Origin of the sequence: Dysosmobacter sp. Marseille-Q4140, assembly GCA_018228705.1 — a bacterium.
Taxonomy (GTDB): domain Bacteria; phylum Bacillota; class Clostridia; order Oscillospirales; family Oscillospiraceae; genus Oscillibacter.
This window is the reverse complement of the sequence record CP073694.1, coordinates 623,727-646,534: the sequence shown is the minus strand read 5'-3', so window position 1 is coordinate 646,534 and position 22,808 is coordinate 623,727. Positions and strand designations below refer to the sequence as shown.

Annotated in this window: 20 protein-coding genes; 12 read left to right on the top strand and 8 right to left on the bottom strand. The window is 59.1% G+C overall.

What is annotated here, in order from left to right; genetic code table 11:
* Positions 1 to 133 precede the first annotated feature (133 nt).
* Entirely contained in the window at positions 134 to 1,048 is a 915-nt protein-coding gene (locus KFE19_03135) for a LysR family transcriptional regulator (GenBank protein ID QUO38522.1), read from the bottom strand.
* Positions 1,049 to 1,279: 231 nt separating this feature from the next.
* Between KFE19_03135 and KFE19_03130 the strand changes: the two genes are divergently transcribed.
* The 9 genes from KFE19_03130 (at position 1,280) to KFE19_03090 (ending at position 10,715) form a co-directional block, all read left to right on the top strand.
* Complete coding sequence (locus tag KFE19_03130; protein ID QUO38521.1) at positions 1,280 to 2,131, top strand: FMN-binding protein; 852 nt, start codon at positions 1,280 to 1,282, stop codon at positions 2,129 to 2,131.
* Positions 2,132 to 2,382: 251 nt separating this feature from the next.
* Entirely contained in the window at positions 2,383 to 3,762 is a 1,380-nt protein-coding gene (locus KFE19_03125; GenBank protein ID QUO38520.1) for a glutathione ABC transporter substrate-binding protein, read from the top strand.
* Between the two features lie 88 nt (positions 3,763 to 3,850).
* Positions 3,851 to 4,789 (top strand): ABC transporter permease, encoded by a 939-nt coding sequence (locus KFE19_03120; GenBank protein QUO38519.1) that lies wholly within the window; start codon positions 3,851 to 3,853, stop codon positions 4,787 to 4,789.
* 4 nt (positions 4,790 to 4,793) lie between these two features.
* On the top strand, positions 4,794 to 5,669 hold the full coding sequence (locus tag KFE19_03115; protein ID QUO38518.1) for an ABC transporter permease: 876 nt from the start codon (positions 4,794 to 4,796) through the stop codon (positions 5,667 to 5,669).
* Between the two features lie 34 nt (positions 5,670 to 5,703).
* Positions 5,704 to 6,759, top strand: coding sequence for an ABC transporter ATP-binding protein (locus KFE19_03110; protein ID QUO39508.1), 1,056 nt, complete (start codon positions 5,704 to 5,706; stop codon positions 6,757 to 6,759).
* Positions 6,749 to 7,738, top strand: coding sequence for an ATP-binding cassette domain-containing protein (locus tag KFE19_03105; protein QUO38517.1), 990 nt, complete (start codon positions 6,749 to 6,751; stop codon positions 7,736 to 7,738). The genes KFE19_03110 and KFE19_03105 overlap by 11 nt, the downstream gene beginning before the upstream one ends.
* Positions 7,739 to 7,786: 48 nt before the next feature.
* The gene (locus KFE19_03100; GenBank protein QUO38516.1) at positions 7,787 to 8,782 is read left to right on the top strand and encodes a hypothetical protein; all 996 of its coding nucleotides are present in this window, start codon (positions 7,787 to 7,789) and stop codon (positions 8,780 to 8,782) included.
* A gap of 13 nt (positions 8,783 to 8,795) precedes the next feature.
* Entirely contained in the window at positions 8,796 to 9,737 is a 942-nt protein-coding gene (locus KFE19_03095; protein ID QUO38515.1) for an FMN-binding protein, read from the top strand.
* Positions 9,738 to 9,770: 33 nt separating this feature from the next.
* Positions 9,771 to 10,715, top strand: a complete 945-nt coding sequence (locus tag KFE19_03090; protein ID QUO38514.1) for an FAD:protein FMN transferase — start codon at positions 9,771 to 9,773, stop codon at positions 10,713 to 10,715.
* Between the two features lie 369 nt (positions 10,716 to 11,084).
* Here KFE19_03090 and KFE19_03085 read toward each other — a convergent pair whose 3' ends face one another.
* From KFE19_03085 to KFE19_03065, 5 genes are all read right to left on the bottom strand, one after another.
* Complete coding sequence (locus KFE19_03085) at positions 11,085 to 11,504, bottom strand: DUF3298 domain-containing protein (GenBank protein QUO38513.1); 420 nt, start codon at positions 11,502 to 11,504, stop codon at positions 11,085 to 11,087.
* A 228-nt stretch (positions 11,505 to 11,732) separates the two neighbouring features.
* On the bottom strand, positions 11,733 to 12,368 hold the full coding sequence (locus KFE19_03080) for a hypothetical protein (protein ID QUO38512.1): 636 nt from the start codon (positions 12,366 to 12,368) through the stop codon (positions 11,733 to 11,735).
* Positions 12,365 to 13,765: a HAMP domain-containing histidine kinase gene (locus KFE19_03075; protein QUO38511.1), complete on the bottom strand. Its 1,401-nt coding sequence runs from the start codon at positions 13,763 to 13,765 to the stop codon at positions 12,365 to 12,367. Before KFE19_03075 ends, KFE19_03080 begins: the two co-directional genes overlap by 4 nt.
* Before the next feature lie 4 nt (positions 13,766 to 13,769).
* Positions 13,770 to 14,426: a response regulator transcription factor gene (locus KFE19_03070; GenBank protein ID QUO38510.1), complete on the bottom strand. Its 657-nt coding sequence runs from the start codon at positions 14,424 to 14,426 to the stop codon at positions 13,770 to 13,772.
* A 137-nt stretch (positions 14,427 to 14,563) separates the two neighbouring features.
* Positions 14,564 to 15,124 carry a hypothetical protein gene (locus KFE19_03065; protein ID QUO38509.1) on the bottom strand — a complete coding sequence of 187 codons (561 nt, stop codon included), beginning with the start codon at positions 15,122 to 15,124 and terminating at the stop codon, positions 14,564 to 14,566.
* Positions 15,125 to 15,343: 219 nt separating this feature from the next.
* On the opposite strand from KFE19_03065, the gene KFE19_03060 reads away from it, so the two are divergent.
* Entirely contained in the window at positions 15,344 to 16,225 is an 882-nt protein-coding gene (locus KFE19_03060; protein ID QUO39507.1) for a M15 family metallopeptidase, read from the top strand.
* 130 nt (positions 16,226 to 16,355) lie between these two features.
* Here KFE19_03060 and megL read toward each other — a convergent pair whose 3' ends face one another.
* Positions 16,356 to 17,549, bottom strand: coding sequence for a methionine gamma-lyase (gene megL / locus KFE19_03055; protein ID QUO38508.1), 1,194 nt, complete (start codon positions 17,547 to 17,549; stop codon positions 16,356 to 16,358).
* Between the two features lie 355 nt (positions 17,550 to 17,904).
* On the opposite strand from megL, the gene KFE19_03050 reads away from it, so the two are divergent.
* Entirely contained in the window at positions 17,905 to 18,870 is a 966-nt protein-coding gene (locus KFE19_03050; GenBank protein ID QUO38507.1) for a LysR family transcriptional regulator, read from the top strand.
* A 66-nt stretch (positions 18,871 to 18,936) separates the two neighbouring features.
* Here KFE19_03050 and KFE19_03045 read toward each other — a convergent pair whose 3' ends face one another.
* Positions 18,937 to 20,364, bottom strand: a complete 1,428-nt coding sequence (locus tag KFE19_03045; GenBank protein ID QUO38506.1) for a Na+/H+ antiporter NhaC family protein — start codon at positions 20,362 to 20,364, stop codon at positions 18,937 to 18,939.
* Between the two features lie 729 nt (positions 20,365 to 21,093).
* Between KFE19_03045 and KFE19_03040 the strand changes: the two genes are divergently transcribed.
* Positions 21,094 to 22,404: an MATE family efflux transporter gene (locus tag KFE19_03040; protein ID QUO39506.1), complete on the top strand. Its 1,311-nt coding sequence runs from the start codon at positions 21,094 to 21,096 to the stop codon at positions 22,402 to 22,404.
* The last annotated feature ends 404 nt before the right edge of the window (positions 22,405 to 22,808 follow it).

Here is a 22,808-nt window from a genome sequence, read left to right as displayed (position 1 = left end):
TCATTTGGGGGTCAGGCTGTCGGCGGCGCCTGTATCTGCAACTCGCGGAGCAGGCAGAATAACTGTCGGGAGATATCCTGTGTGCGGCATGGCTGGGAGCTGCCACATGGGAGAATGAGAACGTGCGAAGCCGTTATCTGCTGCTGGAATAGCGCCTGTGGAGCTGCTCCTTCAAATAACGGATAAAGTGCTTTTCCTGAGGTCGAAGGGCCAATGTTTGAGAATAAAGGAGGCCCACGGACATGGGGGCGCCATCCGCGATAGGGCGGCAGACACAGTTCAGCCGCTGCGCATCCTTTTCCGGAATACTGATGCCGATGGAAATATAGTTTCCTTTGCAAACGGCGTCAAAGATGGTCCCCCGGTCACAGATATACAGCAGATCTGTGTTTCTGTGGAGGCCGAGGATTTCCAGTGTATCGTCGTGGTCAATATGGGCGTCGGCAATAAAAGGGTATTTTGCCAGATCGTCAATGTAGATATGTTCCGCCGTTGCCAACGGGTGATTTTTTGACATGAAGGCGGTTACCGGGATAGAGTGCTGAAGGATCGTCAGTTCCAGATTGTATTGATCTGCCAGATCCATATATTTGGGGATGATCTGCTCAAACATGACCAAAATGCCCAGGCGGCAGTTGCGCGCCACGATGTTCTTCAGATTTTCCCGCAGACCTGCCTCCAGAAATTTATCATGTGTGCTGTTGTGGTTGGGATAGCGCTGCTTGTAATCAAAAAAGCATTGAAGGACAAACGCGGAGCGGGCACAGACGATGGAAAGACTGTCGTCTTCCGCCATGGCTTCCGGGATATTTTGAATATTGTTTCGTTCTGTGACGATTTTTTCCGCATGGCTCATGAAAACCAGCCCCTCTGGCGTAGGGACAATTCCGCTGGCTGTTCGGTGAAACAGTGAATAGCCGATTTCGTTCTCCACATGTTTGATGATGGAGCTGAGATGAGATTGGGAGATATAGCAATTTCGGGCCGCTTTGTTGACAGATCCGCATTTAAATGCTTCCAAAATATAAGTCAGGTGTTCGGTGTTCATCTGTATCTCGCTCCTTTGCGCAGGGTATCTCAAATTGCGATTGCTTACCAGAGTTTCGTATAATCTGTTTGGACGGCCCCTATGCTATAATGAAACCCGGGAAAAGACAAAAAGGGCTCGCCTTTTGCGCGCTTCGACTATCTTCATTATTATAGTTGTCCCCAATATTGATTTCAAGCCTGGGAAAATGCTTTTCCGGCGGAGCTGGAGAGAAGAAAGGAAGATACAGATATGGCGGAAAAAAAGCGCGAAAAGACAGTGAACATACTGGACCAGTTGTTCTGGACCGTCCAGCCGCCGATGGGACTGGTAAAAGGCGACTATTACCGGGCGGAAAACTGGTTCGCCCCTCATTTCCCCGGAGACAAGGGATACCACGGTATCCTGGAGGTAGTCCGGGAGGATGGGCGGATCCGCATGGTGGAGTTCAACGAGATCAATAACCCCACCTATTACATCAAGCGCTATCAGGGCGTATCCAAGCGGCTGTCGGATTACGGTTTCCTTCAGGCCACCAAGGAGCGAACCGCCAAATCGGGCGTTGTGCTGGTCAATGGCCTGACCCACCTGGAGGCGCAGATGGTGGCGGAAAACCGGCTGACCGGCGAGTTCGATCTGCTGACCGGCGCTTCCAACAGCATCAAGCGGTCTATGCTTCCTCTGGCGCAGGAGATCGCAGAACGGTTGGAAACTCCCTCCGGCCAGCGGTATTACGGCTATGCGGAGCAGGTGGAGCCGGGCGTTACCGGCCGGCTTCAGGTCGTGCTGGAGAGCGGGAAGATCGTTTCTCTGTCATATGATGAGATTTTCGCGGACCGTCAGGAGGACATCCCGGATTCGGAGCTCAAGCCCTATTACCGGCAGTCCAAATATCATTCTCCGGATTATATCTCCACCATTGGCGCCGGGTTTAACAGTATTTTCGACCTGCTGGCACAGCAGGTGGTGCGCACGCAGTCCCTGACGGATCTGACGGGGCTTCCTTTTACAGAGGAACCCAAGCGAGCCAAGGAATGGGACAACTACCTGGCTCTGGCACGGAAGGTGGAAGCTGCGCTGAGATCTGACGGCGTGTGTGGCTGACGGTGTGTGGGAATGTGACTGCCGGAGCGGCGGTTTCATAAATACAACGATCGTATAGGAGGAACACGATGAAAATGAAGAAGAGGATTTTTGCATTGTTCACCGCAATGGTCCTGCTCTGCGGGGCGCTGACAGGCTGCGGCCCGACCGGTTCCAGCACAACCACTCCGAGTGGCTCCGGGGATGCCGATGGCGCTGAAGCCGGCCAAAAGGATACCCTGATTGTTGCTGTCCCTGAGTCGCCTACCTATATGGATCCGATGGTACAGGCGTCCATCGCCACGTTCCGCGTGACGACGCAGATGTTTGACCGGCTGGTCATGCTGGATTACGACATGAATCTGGTGCCTGGTCTGGCTGAGAGCTGGGACGTGGTGGATGAGACCACGACGGTGTTCCATCTGCGCAAGGGTGTCAAATTCCACAACGGCGAGGAGATGACCTCTGAGGATGTCAAATACAGCCTGGAGCGCTGCATGGCAAACCCGGGCGTGAACTACAACTACCTGATCATTGAGAGCATTACCTGCGACGATGATTATACTGTCACCATCAAGACCTCTGAGCCCTTCAACGCTCTGCTGCCCCGCCTGACGCTGGACGCGGCTTCCATCATCTGCAAGAGCGCGGATACCAGCCCGGAGGAGTTCAACAAGAATCCCGTAGGCGCAGGCCCCTTCAAGTTCGTTTCCTGGGAGCTTGGCGGCGATGTGGTGCTGGAGGCGTTTGAGGATTACTGGGGCGGCGCTCCGGCTGTCAAGCGTATCATCTTCCGCACCATCCCTGAGGCCCTCAACCGTACCATCGGTCTGGAGACCGGCGAGGTGGATCTGGCCTATGACCTGGGCATCACTGATTTGGAGAGCCTGGAGGGCAATGACTCCGTCACCACTCTGACCTCTCCCAGCACCACCGTGTGGTATGTGGGCGTGAATGTGCAGAAGGCCCCCTTTGACAACCAGCAGGTCCGCCAGGCCATCGCCTATGCCCTCAATCCTCAGGATTATATCGACCTGGTGTTCAGCGGTGAGGCTACCCCTGCCAACTACACCATGCTGCCTCCCAGCGTGGACGGCTACATTTCCGACTGCTCTTCGTATTCCTACAACGTGGAAAAGGCTAAGGAGCTGCTGTCTGAGGCCGGGTATCCCGACGGCTTCTCCACTACCCTCTGGTGCTCTGACAGCCAGGTGATGCGGGACTCCGCAGTGGTTATTCAGGAGCAGCTGCGCCAGGTGGGCATCGAGGCTGAGGTCAAGACCATGGAGAACGGCCAGTACTACGCCGACACCGGCGAGGGCGCCCACGACATGTTCATTATGTCCAAGACCTCCATTGATCCTGACTCCATGCTGCGCGCCATGTATCACACCGAGGCCTTCGGCCCCTCCGGCAACCGCTCCTTCTGGGCCACGCCTGAGGTGGATGCCATGATCGACGAGGCCAGCACTACCACTGACACCGAGCACGCCATGGAGCTGTACGCGGAGATCCAGCGGATCGTGGCGGACGCCGCTCCCCTGGTTCCTCTGGCTGTTGAGCATCTGAATGCCGGCATGCAGTCCAACGTGAAGGGCTTCGGCCTGTATCCGGGCAAGTCTCACTACATCAACGGCACTTATTTTGAATAAGCGCTTCCGGATATCCGGAACAGCGGGCGGCGGCAGCAGCTGCCGCCCGCTTGTGCAAACTGTGTCACAGAGAAAAGGAGAGTGACAGATGTACCGTTTTATTCTCAAACGGCTGATCATGCTGATCCCTGTGCTGCTGGGCGTCAGTTTCATCGTCTATACGATCATGAGCTTTACGCCTGGCGACCCGGTACAGATGATGCTGGGTGATAACTATTCCGAGGAGGCTTACGCCGCCCTGGAAGAGGAGCTGGGCCTGGATGATCCGTTTTTGGTCCAGTACGGCCGCTATGTGATCAACGCGGTCCAGCTGGATTTTGGGACCTCCTATGATACGGGCAACCCCGTGGCGGCAGAGATCGCCGCCCGGCTGCCGAACACCATTCTGCTCTCTGCCTGCGCCATGCTGTTCGCTATCCTGATCGGCATTCCGCTGGGCGTCATATCTGCCACCCATCAGTATTCGGCAGTGGACAACATCTCCATGGTGGGCGCCTTGTTCGGCGTGTCCATGCCCAACTTCTGGCTGGGATTGATGTTGATCGTGATCTTCGCGGCGGGACTGGGGTGGTTCCCGTCCTCGAACTTTGAGACCTGGGGCGCCCTGGTGCTGCCGGCTATCACCCTCAGTGCGAACTCCCTGGCCATGATCACCCGTATGACGCGCTCGTCCATGCTGGAGACCATCCGGCAGGACTACATCCGTACCGCCCGGGCAAAGGGCCTGAAGGAGAGTGTCATCACCATCCGCCACGCCCTGCGCAACGCCATGATCCCCATTGTTACCACTGTGGGTCTGCAATTCGGCTTTTCTCTGGGCGGTGCTGTGCTGGTGGAGACGGTGTTCTCCTGGCCCGGCATCGGCCGGCTGCTGGTGGATTGTATCAAGCTGAAGGACACCCCTGTGGTGGTGGCCTGTGTGCTGGTGCTGGCCACCATGTTCACCATCATCAACCTGTGCATCGATATTCTGTACGCATTCCTGGATCCCCGTATTCGGGCCCAGTACAAAACGGTAAAGGGGTGAGCGGATGGCTGCGGAAATCAAGAAAAACAAGAAGAAATCCCAGGCGGCCGCGATCTGGCGCCGCTTGAAAAAGAACAAAATGGCCGTGGTGGGACTGGTTATTCTGGCTGTCATTATCCTCCTGGCTATTTTTGCCGACCTGCTGTTTGACTATGAGACCCTGGTGGTCAAGCAGAGCGCGGCGCTGAAGCTCAAGCCCCCCTCTGCCGAGCACTGGCTGGGCACTGACGAGGTGGGCCGGGACATTCTGGCCCGCATCGTCCACGGTGCCCGGATCTCCCTGCCGGTGGCCTTTGTCACCATCGCCATCGCCACCGTGGTGGGCGGCCTGCTGGGCGCTATCGCCGGCTATGGCAGCCGCCGGGTAGATAACGTCATCATGCGCATCATGGACGTCTTTCTGGCGATCCCCAGCATTCTGCTGTCCATCGCCCTGGTGGCGGCCATGGGCACCAGCGTCACCAACATGATGCTGGCCATCAGTATTTCCAATATTCCGCCCTTCGCGCGGATCGTGCGCTCCGCGGTGCTGACCATCAAGAACGAGGAGTACATCGAGGCCGCCCGGGCCATCGGCGCCAGCGACAAGCGCATCATCCTCAAGCACATCCTGCCCAACTGCATGGCCCCTATCATCGTTCAGGCCACGCTGTCCATTGCCGGCTCCATCCTGGCCATTGCCAGCCTGAGCTTCATCGGTTTGGGCATCAGCCCGCCCACGCCGGAGTGGGGCTCCATGCTCAGCACCGGACGGCAGTATTTCCGGGCCGCCTGGTGGGTGTGCGCATTCCCCGGCATCGCCATTATGCTGACCATCCTCTCCTTGAACCTGCTGGGAGACGGTCTGCGGGATGCGCTGGACCCCAAGCTGAAAAACTGAGAAGGGAGGACGCCTTATGGAAGAGAAAACTCGTATGGAAACCCCTCTGCCGGAGAAGGAGCCCGCCCCTCAGACCCAGGAGACGGATGCGCTGCTGGACATCCGCGGTCTGCGGGTGGAATATCACACGGATGAAGATGTGGTCTACGCGGTCAACGGCCTGGATCTGACCATCGCCAAGGGCGAGAGCCTGGGCCTGGTGGGAGAGACCGGCGCCGGTAAGACCACCACGGCCCTTTCGGTCCTGCGTCTGATCGCAGATCCCCCCGGGAAGATCGTGGACGGCGAGATCTGGTTTGAGGGCGAGGATATGCTCCAGGCAAAGCCCGCCCGCCTGCGGGAGATCCGCGGCAGCAAGATCTCCGTGATCTTCCAGGACCCCATGACCAGCCTGAACCCGGTCTACTCCGTGGGCGACCAGATCGCGGAGGTCATCCACCAGCACGAAAAGTGCAGCAAGGAGGAAGGGCGCAGAAAGGCCGGCGATATGCTGGAGATGGTGGGTATTCCCCGCGCCCGCTATGACGAATACCCGCACCAGTTCTCCGGCGGCATGAAGCAGCGGGTGGTCATTGCCATGAGCATCGCCTGTACGCCGGAGCTGATCCTGGCAGATGAGCCCACCACCGCTCTGGACGTTACCATCCAGGCCCAGGTGCTGGAGCTGATGAGCGATCTGAAGGAAAAACTCCGGACCTCGCTGCTGCTGATTACCCACGACCTGGGCGTTGTGGCCCAGGTGTGCGACCGGGTAGCCATCATGTACGCCGGCGAGATCGTGGAGAGCGGCACCATTGCGGAGGTATTTGACTATCCGTATCATCCCTACACCATCGGCCTGTTCGGATCGATTCCGTCTCTGGACAGCACCGCGGAGAAGCTCAAGCCCATTCAGGGCCAGATGCCCGATCCCACGGAGCTGCCGGAGGGCTGTGCCTTCGCCCCCCGGTGTCCCTATGCAACGGACGCCTGCCGTGCCCAAAAGCCGGAAATGACCTCGGTTGGCGGGACCCATCTGGTCCGCTGCCTGGCCCATCAGGGTGTTTTCCAGTCTCCGGAATTGATGGAGGAGGTGCGACATGGAAGATAAGAGCGTGATCCTAGAAGTCCGGGATTTGAAGAAGTACTTCAAGAGTCCCACCGGCACCCTCCATGCGGTGGACGGCGTGAATTTTTCCATCCGAAGGGGAGAGACCCTGGGTCTTGTGGGCGAGTCCGGCTGCGGAAAGTCCACCATCGGCCGGCTGATCCTGGGACTGCATCAGGCCACCAGCGGAGAGATCCTCTTCAACGGCCAGGATATCTGCAAGATGAACAAGCAGAAGCTGCATGACCTGCGGCGGGATCTTCAGATCATTTTCCAGGATCCCTTTTCCTCGCTGAACCCGCGGATGTCCATTGGCGAGATCATCGGGGAGCCCCTGCGGATCCACGGAAAGGTCCGCAGCCGCACGGAGCTGGACGCCGAGGTTGCGCGGCTGATGGACGTGGTGGGCCTGTCGGCGCGCCTGTTCAACGCCTATCCCCATGAGCTGGACGGCGGCCGCCGCCAGCGGGTGGGCATCGCCCGGGCCCTGTCCCTCAAACCCCAGTTCATCGTCTGCGACGAGCCGGTTTCTTCTCTGGACGTGTCCATCCAGGCGCAGGTGCTGAACCTGCTGAAGGACCTGCAGGCGGAATTTGATCTGACGTATCTCTTCATCACCCATGACCTCTCCGTGGTCAAGTTCTTTTCTGACAAGATCGCGGTGATGTATCTGGGCCAGCTGGTGGAGACGGCGGAGTCTGCGGAGCTGTTCCGCAATCCGCTCCATCCCTATTCCCAGGCGCTGCTGTCGGCCATTCCTGTGCCCAGCAGCCGTCAGAAGATGCAGCGGGTAAAGCTCATCGGCGAGCTGCAAAGCCCCATCAACCCGGAGCCCGGCTGCCGCTTTGCCAAGCGGTGCCTGTACGCTCAGGAGGGATGTACCGGCCAGGATCTGGCTCTGAGAGATTTCGGCAGCGGACATTTCTGCGCCTGCTGCCGGGCGGGGGCGCTTCCGGCTGCGGAAAGTGAATCTGCGCAATGATCCTGCCGAGGAAGGCAGAAAATAAATCTTATAAGGAGAACGATTCAAATGATCGACAAGACGAGATGGCTGGGCCTGGGCCCCTGGCATGAGGATAATGAGAGCGAGCTGATCGACTGGACCGTGCAGCCCCAGTACAAGGGCATGGTCAAGGGCGATTATTACCACGCCGAGCTGTATTACAGCGGCCGCTGGGGCGCCAAGGGCCATAAGGGCGAGCTGGAGGTGGTCAAGGACGATGCCGGCAAGATCGCCTATGTGGAGTTCAACGAGACGACTATGGACAACTACTATGTCCGTCACTTCCAGGGACTGAACAAGCGCTATACCGAGTTCCAGTTCTTCCAGGATTTCCATGACAAGCGCCGCAGCGTGAACTATGGCCGTGTCTTGGCCAACGGCTTCAAGTATGTGGAGGATCAGATCCTGGAAAAGCAGGACCTGGACGCCGACTATGATCTGCTGACCGGTGCCTCCTTCTCTATGAAGAACATGATCGGCTTGAAGGATGTCATCTCTGCGCAGATGAAGGATCCCAACCACAAAAAGCAGCGCTACTACGGCTACAATGAGAACTTTGGCTATGGCCTGACAGGCTGGCTGGAAGTTGTTGTGGAGGACGGCAAGATCGTCAAGTGCTTCTACGATGAGATTTTTGCTGACCACACTTCCGAGATCGTTTATGACGATCTGAAGCAGTTCTACCGCCAGTCCAAATATTACTCCTCCACCTATGAGGATCCGTTCCCCTCCGGCTGGGACCGGCACGCATGGCTGGTCTGCTTCAAGGATCTGTCTGACCAGCTGAATGCGAAGGTCTGCCAGACCCAGGATATGTTCGACATCTCCGGCCTGCCCTGCGTGGAGGGCCCGGACATGGGCGTCGTCTGGGACAAGCCCCACAAGGATGACGTGGCGCTGATCTCCAACAGCGACGCGACCGCCCGTTCCGTCACCCGGCCCCGCTCTCCCGTTTGGAACAACTATCTGCGTCTGGCCAAAGTCGTCCATGACGAAATGGTCAAGGACGGCATCCTGAAGTAAGGAGGAACGAACAATGGATAACGCAGGAAAGAAGCCTGTCTGGTCTGTACAGCCCCCCAAGGGGATGCTGAAGGGCGACTACTATCGCATCGAGGAGAGATTCCCGCCCTATTATCCCGGCGTAGAGGGAGAATTCCCCGCCGATCCGGGCCATCTGGGTATCGTGGAAGCGGTGAAGGCCGACGGCAAGCTGATCTTCGTGGAGCTCAACGAGATCACGGCGCCCTCCTATTACAATCACCTCTACCGGGATATCTCCAAGCGCCGTTCCAGCTACAGCTTCTGGCAGTACACCAAGCCCCGCATGCAGAAGGCCGGCTCCGTGCTGACCATGGGCATGCAGTACGTAGAGCAGCAGATGATGGAAAAGCAGAGCCTCAGCGGCGACTTTGACCTGGTGGCCAGCGCCTCCGGCAGTGTGAAGAAGCTGCTGACCTTTGCGGCGAAGCTGGACGCCCAGCTGGACAAGCCCTCCGGCAAGAAGCTGTACAGCTACTCCGAGGACTACGGCTACGGCCTCACCGGCTGGCTGAAGGTGGTGGTAGAGGATGGCAAGATCCTCTCCTGCCGCTTTGACGAGATCTTTGCCGACAATGAGGAGGACATCGTTCATCCGGAGCTGAAGAAGTATTACCGCCAGTCCAAATACGACTGCCCCACCTATGAGGATCCGTTCCCCTCCGGCTGGGACCGTCATGCCTTCCTGGTGGGCTTCCGCACGCAGATGGACAACCTGAACCAGAAGGTCTGCGCCACGCAGAATATGCTGGATCTGACCGGCCTGCCCCATGCGGCCGGCAAGGACATGGGCATGATCTGGGACGATCCCAACCCGGATCGGGAGCATCTGGACATGGATCCCAAGAACCGTCCCATGTATCCTGCCTTCATGAATTACCTGCGCATGGCCAAGGTGGTGCTGGAGGAAATGCGCAAGGACGGCGTTGTGAAGTAAACCGAAGCGGAAAGGGAACACGCTATGGAACATATGCGGGCATTCTTGGCGTATGATACGCTCTGCCGGATCACGGCTGAACTCCCCGATGGAAGCGAGGGCCTGTTGGATCAGTGCGAGGAAGAAGCACACCAGCTGGAACGCACACTCAGTATGTTCGATCCGGAGTCTGAACTGTCCCGCCTGTGCCGTGATATCCGCCCGGGAGAGGAGACGCCGGTTTCCGAGACGCTGCTGCGCTTTCTGGAGCAGAATCTGGAGATCTGCCGCTTGACAGACGGCGCCTTTGATCTGACGGTGGGACCGCTGATCAAGCTGTGGGATTTTCTGGCGGAGCCGCCGCGGGTGCCTACCCCGGAGCAGATCCGGGAGACGCTGGCCCGGGTGGGCTATCAGCACATCCATCTGCACCCCGGGAGCAGCACGGTGTCGTTTGACATCCCGGATGTAGGACTGGATCCCGGTGCTGCGGGCAAGGGATTTGCTCTGGGGCTGACTGTGGACCGTCTCCGCAGGGGCGGCGTACGCCAGGCGGTGCTGGACTATGGTGGGAACCTGTTTGTGATGGGGGCGCGCAGAGGAGAAAACGGAGCGCTCCGGCCATGGAAAGTGGCGATCCGGGACCCGGATGATCCGGGCACGGTGTTTGGATCCGTGGAGCTGATGGATACGGGAATCGCCACATCCTCCTGGTATGAGCACAGCTTTCAAAAGGATGGGGTCATATATCACCATCTTCTGAACCCAAAGACGGGGTATCCCATTCCTCTGACCTTGAAGAGCGTTTCCATCGTGTCCTCCAGACCGGTGTATACGGATCTGCTCTCCACTGCATTTTTTGCCCTTGGCGAGGACCGGGGAAGAGAGCTGGTGGAACAGCTCCGGCGCGATAGCGGGGAAGTCATCGAATATGTTGCCGTGCGGAAAGACGGAAGTGTCGGTGCTTCTGCCGGGGCTTCGTTTGTTTCAATGAAATGAGTTTGGATCGCCCATATTCTGCTGAAAAGCGGAATATGGGCGATCCTTCTGTCGGCGCCGGTGTATGGTGCGGATGATGATTGAAGGGAGGCAGCGTGTGGGTGCCAAAGCTCCCGACTCCTGGTGGAGAGGGGAATGGCTGCGAAGGAATGGGGACGCGGAGCCATTCAAAGGGACGCCCTGGCTGTGGGTCTGCTGCGGCGGCGCCGGTTCCGCCTGCCGCGCACGCCGTGTACCGCTCCGGGCAGCAATTCTTCTCTTGACGGGGCTGGGCGCTCCATGACAGGGGAGCGGTTTGCCGCAGTGGGAGAAGCCTTTCAGACAAACGGAGGCCTCCGGCTTTATGCCGGAGGCCTCCGTGTACATTCCTTATTGGTACAGCTTGGGGACGCGGAAACTCTGCACGCCGTTGGCCTCGTCCGTGACCGTCCCTGCCGGGAAGATGATCACCGGGTTGCCCTCGTCATCCACCTCAAATTCGGTGTTCTCGTCGATGGTAACATAGTCGCTGAGCGGTGCGTTGTCCTCAATGGGGAAGTACCGGACCTCAGGGTCCTTGTCCATGCGGTTGCCCATCTGCATGGTGATGGTCTCTGTCAGATAATCGACATAGTCCTCGCCCAGGAGCGATTCCAGGGTTGGCTCTGTCTGCTCCTCCGCCGCGGGTGCGGCAGTATCCTCTCCGGCTGCCGCCTCTGCGGTGCAGGCGGAAAGAAGCAGCATGGAACATAAAAGCGTCAGCAGCACAAGCATCTGATAGCCGTTTTTCTTCATGGTCGATTCCTCCATTTCTGTTTGTACGGATCTCCGTTCCGGAGACGCTTCCTTCTTGGTATCTTTACTTTACAAGACCCAGGCCGCAAAGTGGCCTCGTTTTTGCATCATTTCGCCATCACCAGTTCTCCGACAGCGGGGCGTCGGAGCTGGAAGCGCGGTCTTCCCTGAAAAGCTTTCCGGAAAAACCCAGCGGTTCTACACAGATACGTCCATACAGGCTTTCTGTGCGGGCGGCGTATATCACAGCCCCCCGGTGCCGTCGATCTCCCATAGCGCAGGGCCGCGCTGCTGCGCCTCGAGCTCCAGACCCTTCAAAAAGCGAAGCCCCAGCTCCTCGGATGAGGGGAGTGCTTTCTTTGCTGAGCGCAGATTGCAGTCGAACCACACCGGAAGACCGGTCTCTTCATCCACCACGATCCAGAAGCTGTCCTGATGGGCAGAGGAGCCCTGCAAATACAGCATACTGACAGATTGATATTCGTCGGAGCGCACATAGACTGCCCGGCTTCCGCCCTGGAAGGTCAGTGCCTCCAGGTCGTAGCCTGCCGGTAAAACACCCCAGTCCGCAAGTGTCTCCACGCTTTGAAAAAATATCTCTTCTGCCTGCTCCGCCGCCTGTGCTCCTGGTGACGGAAGGGGTTGGGAGGTGGAAAACACCTCCAGGTCCGGGTATTGAACGGCCCGCCACAGCAGTTTCAGCTTTTCCGGCAGGGGGATCTCCCGGACAGTCAGATCCTCCTCTGACAGGGATTCTATGTGGACAGCCGCCAGTTCTCCCCGGTCCCGCAGAATGGAGAGCTGCCGCGGCAGCAGTACCGCTGCCAGCACGGCCAGACCGGTCAGGACCGGCAGACCCCATGCTTTGAACGATCTCAACCGCCGTCCCCTCCCTTCAGATCAACGCTGACCCGGGTACCTTTACCCGGAGTGCTCTCGAAGATCAGCGTACCGCCGTGGAGCGCCACGATCCGCTGGCATACGGTCAGACCCAGCCCGGCGCCGCCCTGGGCGCGGGATCTGGATTTGTCCACCATGTAAAAGGGCTCGGTGATCCGGCCCAGGTCCTCCGGGGAGATCCCTCTTCCGTTGTCTGACACTTGGATACGGTAGCCGCCGGCTGTGGGAGCGCCCTCCAGAAGGATGCGGCCCTCTGTGTCCACAGCCTTGCGGGCATTGTCCAGCAGGTTCAGGCACACGGACTCCATCAGATCCGGCTCCAGCTCCGCTGTGCCGGGGGCAGCCCGGACCTCCAGGCGGATGCCCGCCTGTTCCAGCGTCGGCCGCAGGACTGCGCCCACCCGCTCCAAAAAGGGCGCCAGCTCAGTGGGGCGGGGAGAGAAGCTGCCTTTTTCCAGAACGAACAGGTCCAGCAGCCTGCGGGACAGGCTCTCCAGCCGACGCCCCTCCCGGAAGATATGACCGGCGCTCTCCCGTACCAGCTGAAGCTGGGCGGGGCGGGAGAGCAGGAGTTCTGCATAGCCGATGATGGACGTCAGGGGCGTCTTGGTCTCGTGGGCGAAGGCGTGGAGGAAGTCCTCCTGCCGGCGGGCAGTGTCTGTCAGCTCGTCCACGTGCCGCTCCAGCTGCTCCGCCATAAGGTTGAAATCCCGGGAGAGCTGGCCCAGCTCGTCGTCGCTGCTGACAGCTACCCGCCGGGACAGCTCCCCGGCGGCCATCTGCCGCGATGCCTCGGACAGCCGCCCCAAGGGGCGGGTGATCCAGGCGCTGACAGCCAGAGCGGCCAGCGCCGAGGCCAGGATCAGCCCCAGCAGCAGGTAGGAAAATGCGTTGTACTGGGCCTGCCTGGCGGAGAAGAGATCGCCCGCGTCCCGCCAGGTCTCCAGATAGAGCGTTCCGTCCTCCGCCTCCAGGGGACTTGCTGTGTGCAGGTAAAACCGGCTCCCGGCCCGCAGAACCTCCCATCCCAGCTGCGTCTGCGACAGGGAGGAGGTCAGTGCCGATGCGGCGGGCGGGGCGATGCCGGAGAGCGTCTGCCCATCTTCTCTGCTGAGGCGGAAGGAGATGCCGCCGCGGCTGAGGGAGGCGGCGGAGTCCTCGGCCAGCCGGGCTACGTCCGCGTGACTGAAGCTGCGGGAAAACTGCATCTCCCGCAGCAGCATACGCCGGAGGATGGTGTGCTCCGTCACTGCTATTTCCGCCTGAGCGTCCAGCCCGGAGCGGAACTGGCCGTCGATCAGCAAAAAGCCGCTGATGGAGCAGGCCAGGGCCGTCATGGCCACCATGCTGCAAAACAGCTTCCAGAAAAGCCGCAAGACTTCACCCCTCCAATCGGTAGCCTACCTTGTACACCGCCGTCAGCCGCTCTTCCAGGCCCAGCTTCTTCCGCATCCGCTGGACGTGGAGGTCCACGGTGCGGCTGTCCCCCAGATATTCCTCGTTCCACACCCGCTCAAAGATCCGGTCCCGGCACAGGGCGACATTCCTGTTCTGAACGAACAACACCAAAAGGTCAAATTCCTTGGCTGTCAGGGCCACAGGCTGACCAGCCCTGCGGACGATCCGGGCGGCGGGGTCGATCTCGATATCCGGCTCCAGATGCAGGAGCTGTGAGGCCTTACCGCAGCGGCGCAGCACTGTCTCTACCCGGGCCAGCAGCTCCGGCAGGGCGAAGGGCTTGGGCAGGTAGTCCTCGGCACCGCGGCGCAGTCCCCGGACCCGGTCCTCCACCTCACCCCGGGCAGTGAGAAAGATCACGGGCACCTCCAGTGTCTTGCAGTAGTCCAGCAGTTCGTATCCGTCCGCTCCGGGCAGCATGATGTCCAGCAGCGCCAGATCAAAGGGCTCCTGCTCCAGAAGGTCTGCCGCCCGGATCCCGTCCGGCGCCCAGACGCAGCGGTAGCCTGCGTCGGTGAGCACGGTTCGGACCAGATCGGCAATGGGCGCCTCATCCTCGGCTATCAGGATCTTGTTCATGGGCGCACCTCCTTTTTTGATAAGATAGCTTCCTCCCCCATCATTTTTGCATCATGCCCGACGGAGGGCGGCGGACACGCACAGGAAAAAGGCACCCGCCAGAGGCGGGCGCCTTTCCCGCCCTTACGGGGAATGCGTCAGTAGTTGATGCCTACGATGGCGAGGCTGCCCTCGGCCACGCCGAAGACGATGTTGGGGCGGCCGCTGGCGGAGAGAACGAAGCCAGCCTGGCTGGGCTCCAGAGAGGAAATATCCGCTGAGCTGACCTCGGTGAGCAGGTCCTCTGCAAAGACCTGGCTAGGATCAAGAGCGAGGAAATCCTCGCGGGTTTCCACAAACTGCGCATCCTCCGGGAAGCCCACGTAGTTGGGGAACATCATGAGATCCGCCAGCCCCTCCATATCCTTGTCCGCAACGATTGCCTGGATCTTCTGGGCAAAGGCCTCTGCGGCGGCCTGGTCCACGGAGAAATTGTCGGTGTATGTCTGCTCATCGGTTTCCGGCGTCTCTTCAGGCGCAGCCGGTTCGTCGCCCTCCGCCTCTCCGGTTGGAGCCTGGGCGGGCTGCTCGGCCTGTTCGCTCTGCTCGGTGGAGTTCTCCGGAAGCGTTTCGGCGTTCTGGCCGCTTTGGCCGCAGCCGGCCAGCAGCAGGCACAATGCCGCCGTCAGCAGAAATATTTTGCTCAGATGTTTACGCATGGTATATGGTCCTTTCCTTGTTTGGATAGCCGGATTTCCGGCCTTTGTCTTATAGACGAACGGGCGGACAAAAAAGTTTTTCTCCGAAAAGGAAGGCTGCTCACCATGTTCGCGGGAACTTGGGAAGATGATGGGAGTTTGATGCAAAAGAGCGGGGATTTTGCGGGAAAGGACCGGTAGAGTGAAAGGCGAAATTTCATGCTGAAAGGTGTGTCCGCCATGTCCCGGCCCCCAAAAAACGTCCCGTTATCCCGTCCCGCCCCTATCCCGAAGCGGGAATACCATGTGGCCCGACGGACCGGCTCCTCCTGCCGCCGGCGCTGGTACAGAAAATTCCTGCTGCTCCTGCTGGGGCTGGCGCTGTTTTGCGCGGGGTTCGTACTGGGCTCTGCCCGGGCTGCGGAGGAGGAGAACGCAGCCCGGAATATACATATGGAGGAGCCGGCCATCGGGACTACAGACGATCTGCTGCAGCCCAGTTCCGAGGAACAGCAGCCCTCAGGCGGCTGCCTGCCGGAAGGGGAGACGTGGGAGCTGCGGCTGGTGAATGCCGCCCATGTGCTGCCGGAGGATTTTCAGGTGCCGGAGCTGACAGAGCTGTATGGCGGTCACGCCGTGGACAGCCGGGTGTACCCTGCCTTGCAGCGGATGATGGACGACTGCCGGGCGGAGGGGCTGGAGCCGATGATCTGCTCGTCCTACCGCACTCGGGACAAACAGGAGGAGCTGTTCCAAAACAAGATGGACAGTCTTTTGACGCAGGGGTATTCCCGGGAGGATGCCGGGGACGAGGCGGCCCGCTGGGTGGCCCGGCCTGGCACCAGCGAGCATGAGACCGGCCTGGCAGTGGACATTGTGGATACGGGGTATCAGCTGCTGGACCAACGGCAGGAGACCACGCCCGTCCAGCAGTGGCTGATGGACAACTGCGCCGCCTATGGGTTCATCCTCCGGTATCCCACGGATAAAAGCGATCTCACCGGCATCGGCTATGAGCCCTGGCATTACCGCTATGTGGGAGAGGAGGCCGCCCGGACGATCATGGAACAGGGCCTCTGTCTGGAGGAATACCTGGATCGCTGGGCGGGGGAGATGCGCTGATGCCTTTTAGATGGTGCCGGCCGCTTGGGACGGCATGAGATCGGACTGACGCAGGAAACCGCGCCGCAAAACAGCTGTTTTGCGGCGCGGTTTCCCTGTGTGGAAGGGGAGTTCCAAAAATGCAATTCAATCAGACCAGCGTATCCAGGACTGCCTTGAAGTCGGCGATGATGTCCTCGGGATCCTCCAGACCCACGCTGATGCGGACCAGGCCCTCGGAGATGCCGGCGGCTTTCAGCTCCTCGGCGGTGTAGGTGGAGTGGGTCATGGTGGCGGGATGCTCCACCAGCGTCTCGGCGTCGCCCAGGGAGACGGCGATGACGCACAGCTCCAGCTTGTTCAGCGCAGCGGCGGTGGCGGCCTTGTCGGCCTTGAGCTCAATGGAGATCATGCCGCCGGGCAGCTTCATCTGTTTTGCGGCGATCTCGTGGCCGGGGAAGCTGTCCAGGCCGGGATAGTAGACCTTGTCCACCGCCGGGTGGCCGGCGAAGAAGTCCGCCACCTTTCTGGCGTTGGCGCAGTGGCGCTCCATGCGGATGTCCAGGGTCTTCATGCCCCGGGCCATCAGGAAGGCGTTGAAGGGGCTCATGACCGCACCGGTCATGTCCTTCAGACCGAACATACGGCAGGTGCCGATAAAGTCCTTGCTGCCCACCACGACGCCGGCGATGACGTCACCATGGCCGTTTAAGTACTTGGTGGCGCTGTGGACCACCACGTCGGCGCCCAGTTCCAGAGGCCGCTGCAGGTAAGGCGTGCAGAAGGTGTTGTCCACCATGACCTTGATATCGGCGTTGTAGGCGTGGGCGATCTGAGCCACGGCGGCGATGTCCACGATCTTCAGGGTGGGGTTGCAGGGAGTCTCCAGATAGACCACCTTGGTCTTGCTGGTGAGGGCGGCTTTCAGCGCCTCCAGATCGGTCATATCGATAAAGGTGACCTTCACACCGAACTTGCAGATGCCGTGGTTCAGCAGGGCGTAGGTGCAGCCATAGAGGGTGTCGCAGGCCACGATCTCATCGCCGGCCTCCACGCTGCTCCAGATGGCGGTGGAGATGGCACCCATGCCGGAGGCAGTGGCCAGGGCGTCCTCGCCGCCCTCCAGCTCCGCCATCTTGGCCTCCACGATGCCGACGGTGGGGTTGCCGAGGCGGGAATAGATGTAACCGGCTTCCTGACCGGCGAAGCGGGCGCCGCCCTGCTCCACGGTCTCGAACTCAAAGGTGGAGGTCTGATAGATCGGGGCACACAGGGCGCCGGCGTCGTTGGAGACCTTTCCGGTGTGGATCTGACGGGTGGCAAAGCCCAGGTTCTTCTTGTTCATATACGTACCGTCCTTTCTCGGCGACTCGCGCTGTCAGACAGCGTGATGGCTGTTGTTATTCTTTTTCCGCGATTGAATACAGTTTGCTTTTGAAGGGGTAAGTTGAGAAGAGAAGAAGAGCAAAGGGTGTTTTAAATAAAAAACGATGGTATATACAGACAGAAATACTGCAAAGCGAGCATGAGTTTTTGTTGTTTTCAACTATATTCTAGCACGCTCTTTGAAAGAGTGTTAGTACGGTATTTGCGTAATTTGTTCACGCTTTTTTTGATAACTGTTTGACAAGACCAGATCGCTGGAGTATAGTAAAAGCTGGAAGAAAGGGTGGAGGAACACCAGTTATGGGGGGACGCATATGACATTCCAGCAGCTTACATATGTGGTGGAGATCTCCAAGTGCGGATCCATCAATAAGGCTGCCCACAAACTCTTTTTATCGCAGTCCGGCATTTCCACCGCCGTGCGGGAGCTGGAGGAGGAGCTGGGAATCCGCTTTTTCACCCGCAGCAACCGAGGCGTGGAGTTCACGCCGGAGGGCAAGGAATTCCTCAGCTACGCCGTTTCCCTCCTGGAGCAGAAGCAGCGGATCGAGAGCCTGTACGGCGAGGCCTCCGCCGCGGCGGCGCCCGTCCGCTTTTCCGTCTCCACCCAGCGCTATCCCTTCACGGAGGACGCCTTTTTGCGGATGCTTCAGAGCGCTCAGGAAAACCGCTACTGCTTCTCCATCCGGGAGGCCGGTATGGACGCTGTGATCGATGATGTCTATGACCACCGGGCGGATATCGGCGTCATTTTCCTGACGGAACTGACGGAGAAGATTATCCGCCGGCTGCTGGACGCCCGGGAGCTGGAGTTTCACGAGATCGCCGCTGTGTCCCCCTGCATCTATGTTCGCAAGGGGCACCCCCTGGCCAACCGGGACGGCGTGAGTGAGGAGGACCTGGCGGGTTATCCCTACGTGTCTTTTGAGCATAACCAGGGCGTGGGGACGGATTTTTCGGAGGAGTACCAGACGCTTTCCCTGAAAAAGCCCGCTCAGCAGATCAGCGTCAACAACCGTGCCACCATGATGAACGTTTTGGCCAACACCGACGCCTACACCACCGGCAGCGGTCTTTTGGTGGAGCGGCTGACCAGCCAGGCAGTGGTGACCATCCCGCTGGCGGGAAAGACCTGTATGCGCCTTGGCTGGATTCGGCCCCGCAGCAGCAAGATCTCACCCCAGGCCGCCCGGTTTGTCGGGCTTCTGGATCAATCCATCGCGGAGTCCATTGCCTTTACAGAGCGAGTCCACCGATCCCTGTGCCGGAGTGAGGGATAAAGGAGCACGGCACAGCAGAAAAGGGAAAAAACAACGCCGGCCTTTTGGGCCGGCGTTGAAGCGTATTTAGGAATTGGAAGCGGACTCGGCGGTCTCCTGCTCCATGGCGGCCTTCTTGGCGGCCACGCCGGACTCTGCCACATCATATTCCCAGTTCCAGGGATCGCGGCGGCAGACGTTGTCGGCGAAGGGAACAAAGACGGACAGGATGCCCACTGCGGCCAGTACCCAGCAGTACCACAGGTTGGGGATGATTTCCGTGGGGTTCATGGCAATGCCGCAGGCGGTGGTCAGTGTCGCCGCGGACAGCAGCTGAGCGCCGTAGGGAATGATGCCCTGGAACACGCAGGAGAACACGTCCAGCAGGGAGGCGGTGCGGCGGGGATCCACCTGATACTCCCGGCTGATATCCTTGGCCATGCTGCCGGTGAGCACGATGGCAACGGTGTTGTTGGCGGTGGCGCAGTCTGCCAGGGAGACCAGGGCGGCGATGCCCACCTGGGCGGACTTGTTGCCCTTCATCATCTTGCGCAGCATATAGATGAGCCAGGAGATGCCGCCGTTGTGGATGACCAGCTGGGACATACCGCCGCAGAAGAGGGTCAGGAAGAACACTTCGTTCATGCCGGTGAAGCCGGACCAGATATTCTGGGCGAAGCCGAAGATATCCAGGGAGCCGGTGGCCATGCCGATGATACCGGCGGCGAAGATGCCGATGGTCAGCACCAGGAACACATTCATGCCCACCAGAGCCAGAATCAGAACCAGCAGGTACGGCACCACCTTGATGATGCTGTATTCCAGAGCCTCCATGGTGGGAACCACTTCCGGACGGCCCACGATCAGCAGGATGATGATGGTGATAATGGCGGCCGGCAGCGCAATATAGAAGTTCACCCGGAACTTATCGCGCATCTCACAGCCCTGGGAGCGGGTGGCGGCGATGGTGGTGTCGGAGATCATGGAGAGGTTGTCGCCGAACATGGCGCCGCCCACGCAGGCACCCACCATCATGGGGACGCTGAGGCCGCCCTTGTCGGCCAGGCCCACGGCGATGGGAACGATGGCGCTGATGGTGCCCATGGAGGTACCGGTGGCGGTGCCCATGAAAGCGGAGATGATGAACACACCGGCGGTGAGGAAATGAACGGGGACCAGGGACAGGCCCAGATTGACCGTGGCGTCCCGGCCGCCCATGGCGGCGGCCACGCTGGAGAAGGCACCGGCCAGCAGGTAGATGATCAGCATGGTCAGCACGTCCTCATTGGCCGCGCCCTTGGCGAAAATGCGGAACCGCTCGTTGATGGCGCCTTTGGTCATGGCGAATGCCACCAGCACGGCGATGAACATGGCGGTTACGGAGGGGAACTGATAAAAGGCCATTTCCACGCCCTGACTTTGAAGGATGATGCCGGCGCCCAGGTAAATTACCACAAATACCAGGAACGGGATCAGCGCGGTGCCTCTGCCTTTCTTGTTCAAGGTGTTATCCATAATTTTTCTCCTCTACGATTCTGTTTTCCCGTGAACACACCCTCGTTTCGTCTTGTTGCATAAAAATATATAACTTCTTGCCCTTCTCTCTGTGCAAATCATATCATAATCTGCAAGGGAACTGTTAATACCGATTTCAAATAATACATTCCCTGTTTTTTTGATAACAAACTTTGCCGCGCACGCTCCTGACCAGGACTGTCCACGGACGGATACGGAAGAGAATTCTTTTGGGATCCGCAGAAGGAAACGATTACTCCTTTTGTTTCGCTGGTGATTTTGGAACAGTGCCGTTCGCTGGGCAGCAGTGGGACGCTGCCGTATTTGGAAAATGTCATATTTGTACTAGGTATGTTTTGTGCACGGAGCGGCTGGCCTTCGGCGGGCGTTTGGGGAGGGCTTGCGGGGAAAAGCTCTTTCCGCTTGGTATGGGACCTCCGGAAATAAAGAGGCCGCTCCAAACCTGGAAACGGCCTCGGCAAAGCAGGCGGCGGGAAGATACCGCCGGCACATTCGTATCTGTAGAAATTGGAACGGATGGGATGGCAGGTTTACCATTTGTGTGATATGATAAGCAATAAGAAAAATCATCAAAAACGGTGTGCCGGGGAAACATTGGCAGACGGCATGGCCGTGGGAAAGTTCAGGTGTTGTATCGTGCAGGCAAATGCGTCCTCCACCCGGGAGGATATCTTTCAAAACGATCCCATTCCAACCGCGCTGCGGAAAATGATTCTTCCGGCGGTGACCAGCCAGCTGATCGTTCTGATCTACAATATGGCGGACACCTTTTTCGTGGGACAGACCGGCAACCCCTACATGGTGGCGGGAACTTCGCTGATCCTGCCGGTATTCAACCTCACGTTGTGCCTGGCGGGTCTGGCTGGCGTAGGCGGGGGATCCCTGATCTCCCGTCTGCTGGGGCGGGGTGACGAGCGGGAGGCCCGACGGGTGAGCGCTTTTTCCCTGTACCTGGGGTTTGCCGTTTCTGCGTTGCTTGCGGTGTCGGTCGCGGCTTTTATGGATCCTCTTTTGGATTTGCTTGGCGCTGGCGAAAATACGTATCTTTATGCCCGGCAGTACGCCCTGTGCGTGATTGTCGCCGGCGGCGTTCCGACAGTGCTTTCCAATGTGCTGGCCAATCTGATCCGCAGCGTGGGACGCTCCCGGGCGGCCAGCGCCGGGATTATTCTGGGCGGCCTTCTGAATATCGCCCTGGATCCGCTGTTCATGTTTATCCTGATGCCGGAGGGGTATGAGGTGCTGGGAGCGGGGCTTGCCACGTGCCTGTCCAACTGTACTGCCTTCCTCTTTTTCGTGGCGGTGCTGATCCGGATGGGGCGCGGATCGGTGATCTCTGTTTCTCTGAAAGCGGGGCTGCCCCGGCCGGACAGCGTCCGGGCCATTTTCGGTGTGGGGATCCCCTCTGCTGTTGCCACGTTCCTCTTTGACCTGGACTATGTGATCCTGGATAAGCTGATGGTTTCCTATAACGATCTGGCCATGGCTGCCGTGGGGATTGTGCTGAAGGTGGAGCGCTTTCCGCTGAATGTGGGCATCGGTATCTGTCAGGGTATGCTGCCCCTGGTGGCCTACAACTACTCCGCCAGAAACAAACAGCGAATGGAGGATACTATTCGGTTGTCCTGTCGGCTGGGACTGGTCGTCGCGGGAATCAGCATCGCGCTTTATGAGCTGTTCGCTGTTCAGTTTGCCCATCTGTTTATCTCCGATGCCCAGACGGTGGCCCTTGCCTCGCAGTTCCTGCGAATTCGGGTGCTGGCCACGCCGCTGATGTTTTTGAGCTTTTTCACCGTCTATCTGTTCCAGGCCTTTGGGAAGGGCTGGATCTCCCTGTTCCTGGGGACGGTTCGGTGGCTGGTATTCAACATCCCCATGCTGTTTTTGCTCAATCATCTCTTTGGAATGTTCGGCATCGTCTGGTCCCAGGTGACGGCAGATACGCTGACGGTACTGGTGTCCTTCTGCGTGTACCGGAGGTTCCGTCCTGCTGTGGGGGAGCCAACGAAGATTCCGTGATCGGGCCGGATGACCTGCCCGTGAAATATGATCCGCTGCCAAACGCCGGGATGCATACCCCCGGCGTTTGACTGCTTATCCCGCTGCAGGCAGGATGAACATATATCAGCGTCTGGGCGATGGCTGCGTATGCTGAAACTTGGTACATCGCAGCTCAGTCTGCGCAGATGCCGGGAGAGGGCATTGATGCCGTTTGCTTCAGGGCGCCTTTTCTGACGGGAGGCATCTGGTTATGAGCGTGTAGCGGGTCCGGGGAATTTGGCTGCGGCCATACGTTTGCGGGCGGAAAAAAGAAGTGTCTTGTTGAAACCGTCCAGGCCTGATATAATCAATAAAAAAATAGACAGTCGGCGCTGTCTGGAGGTGGAGTCTCCGGATGTGCGGCGCGGTTCCGGCCACGGCCG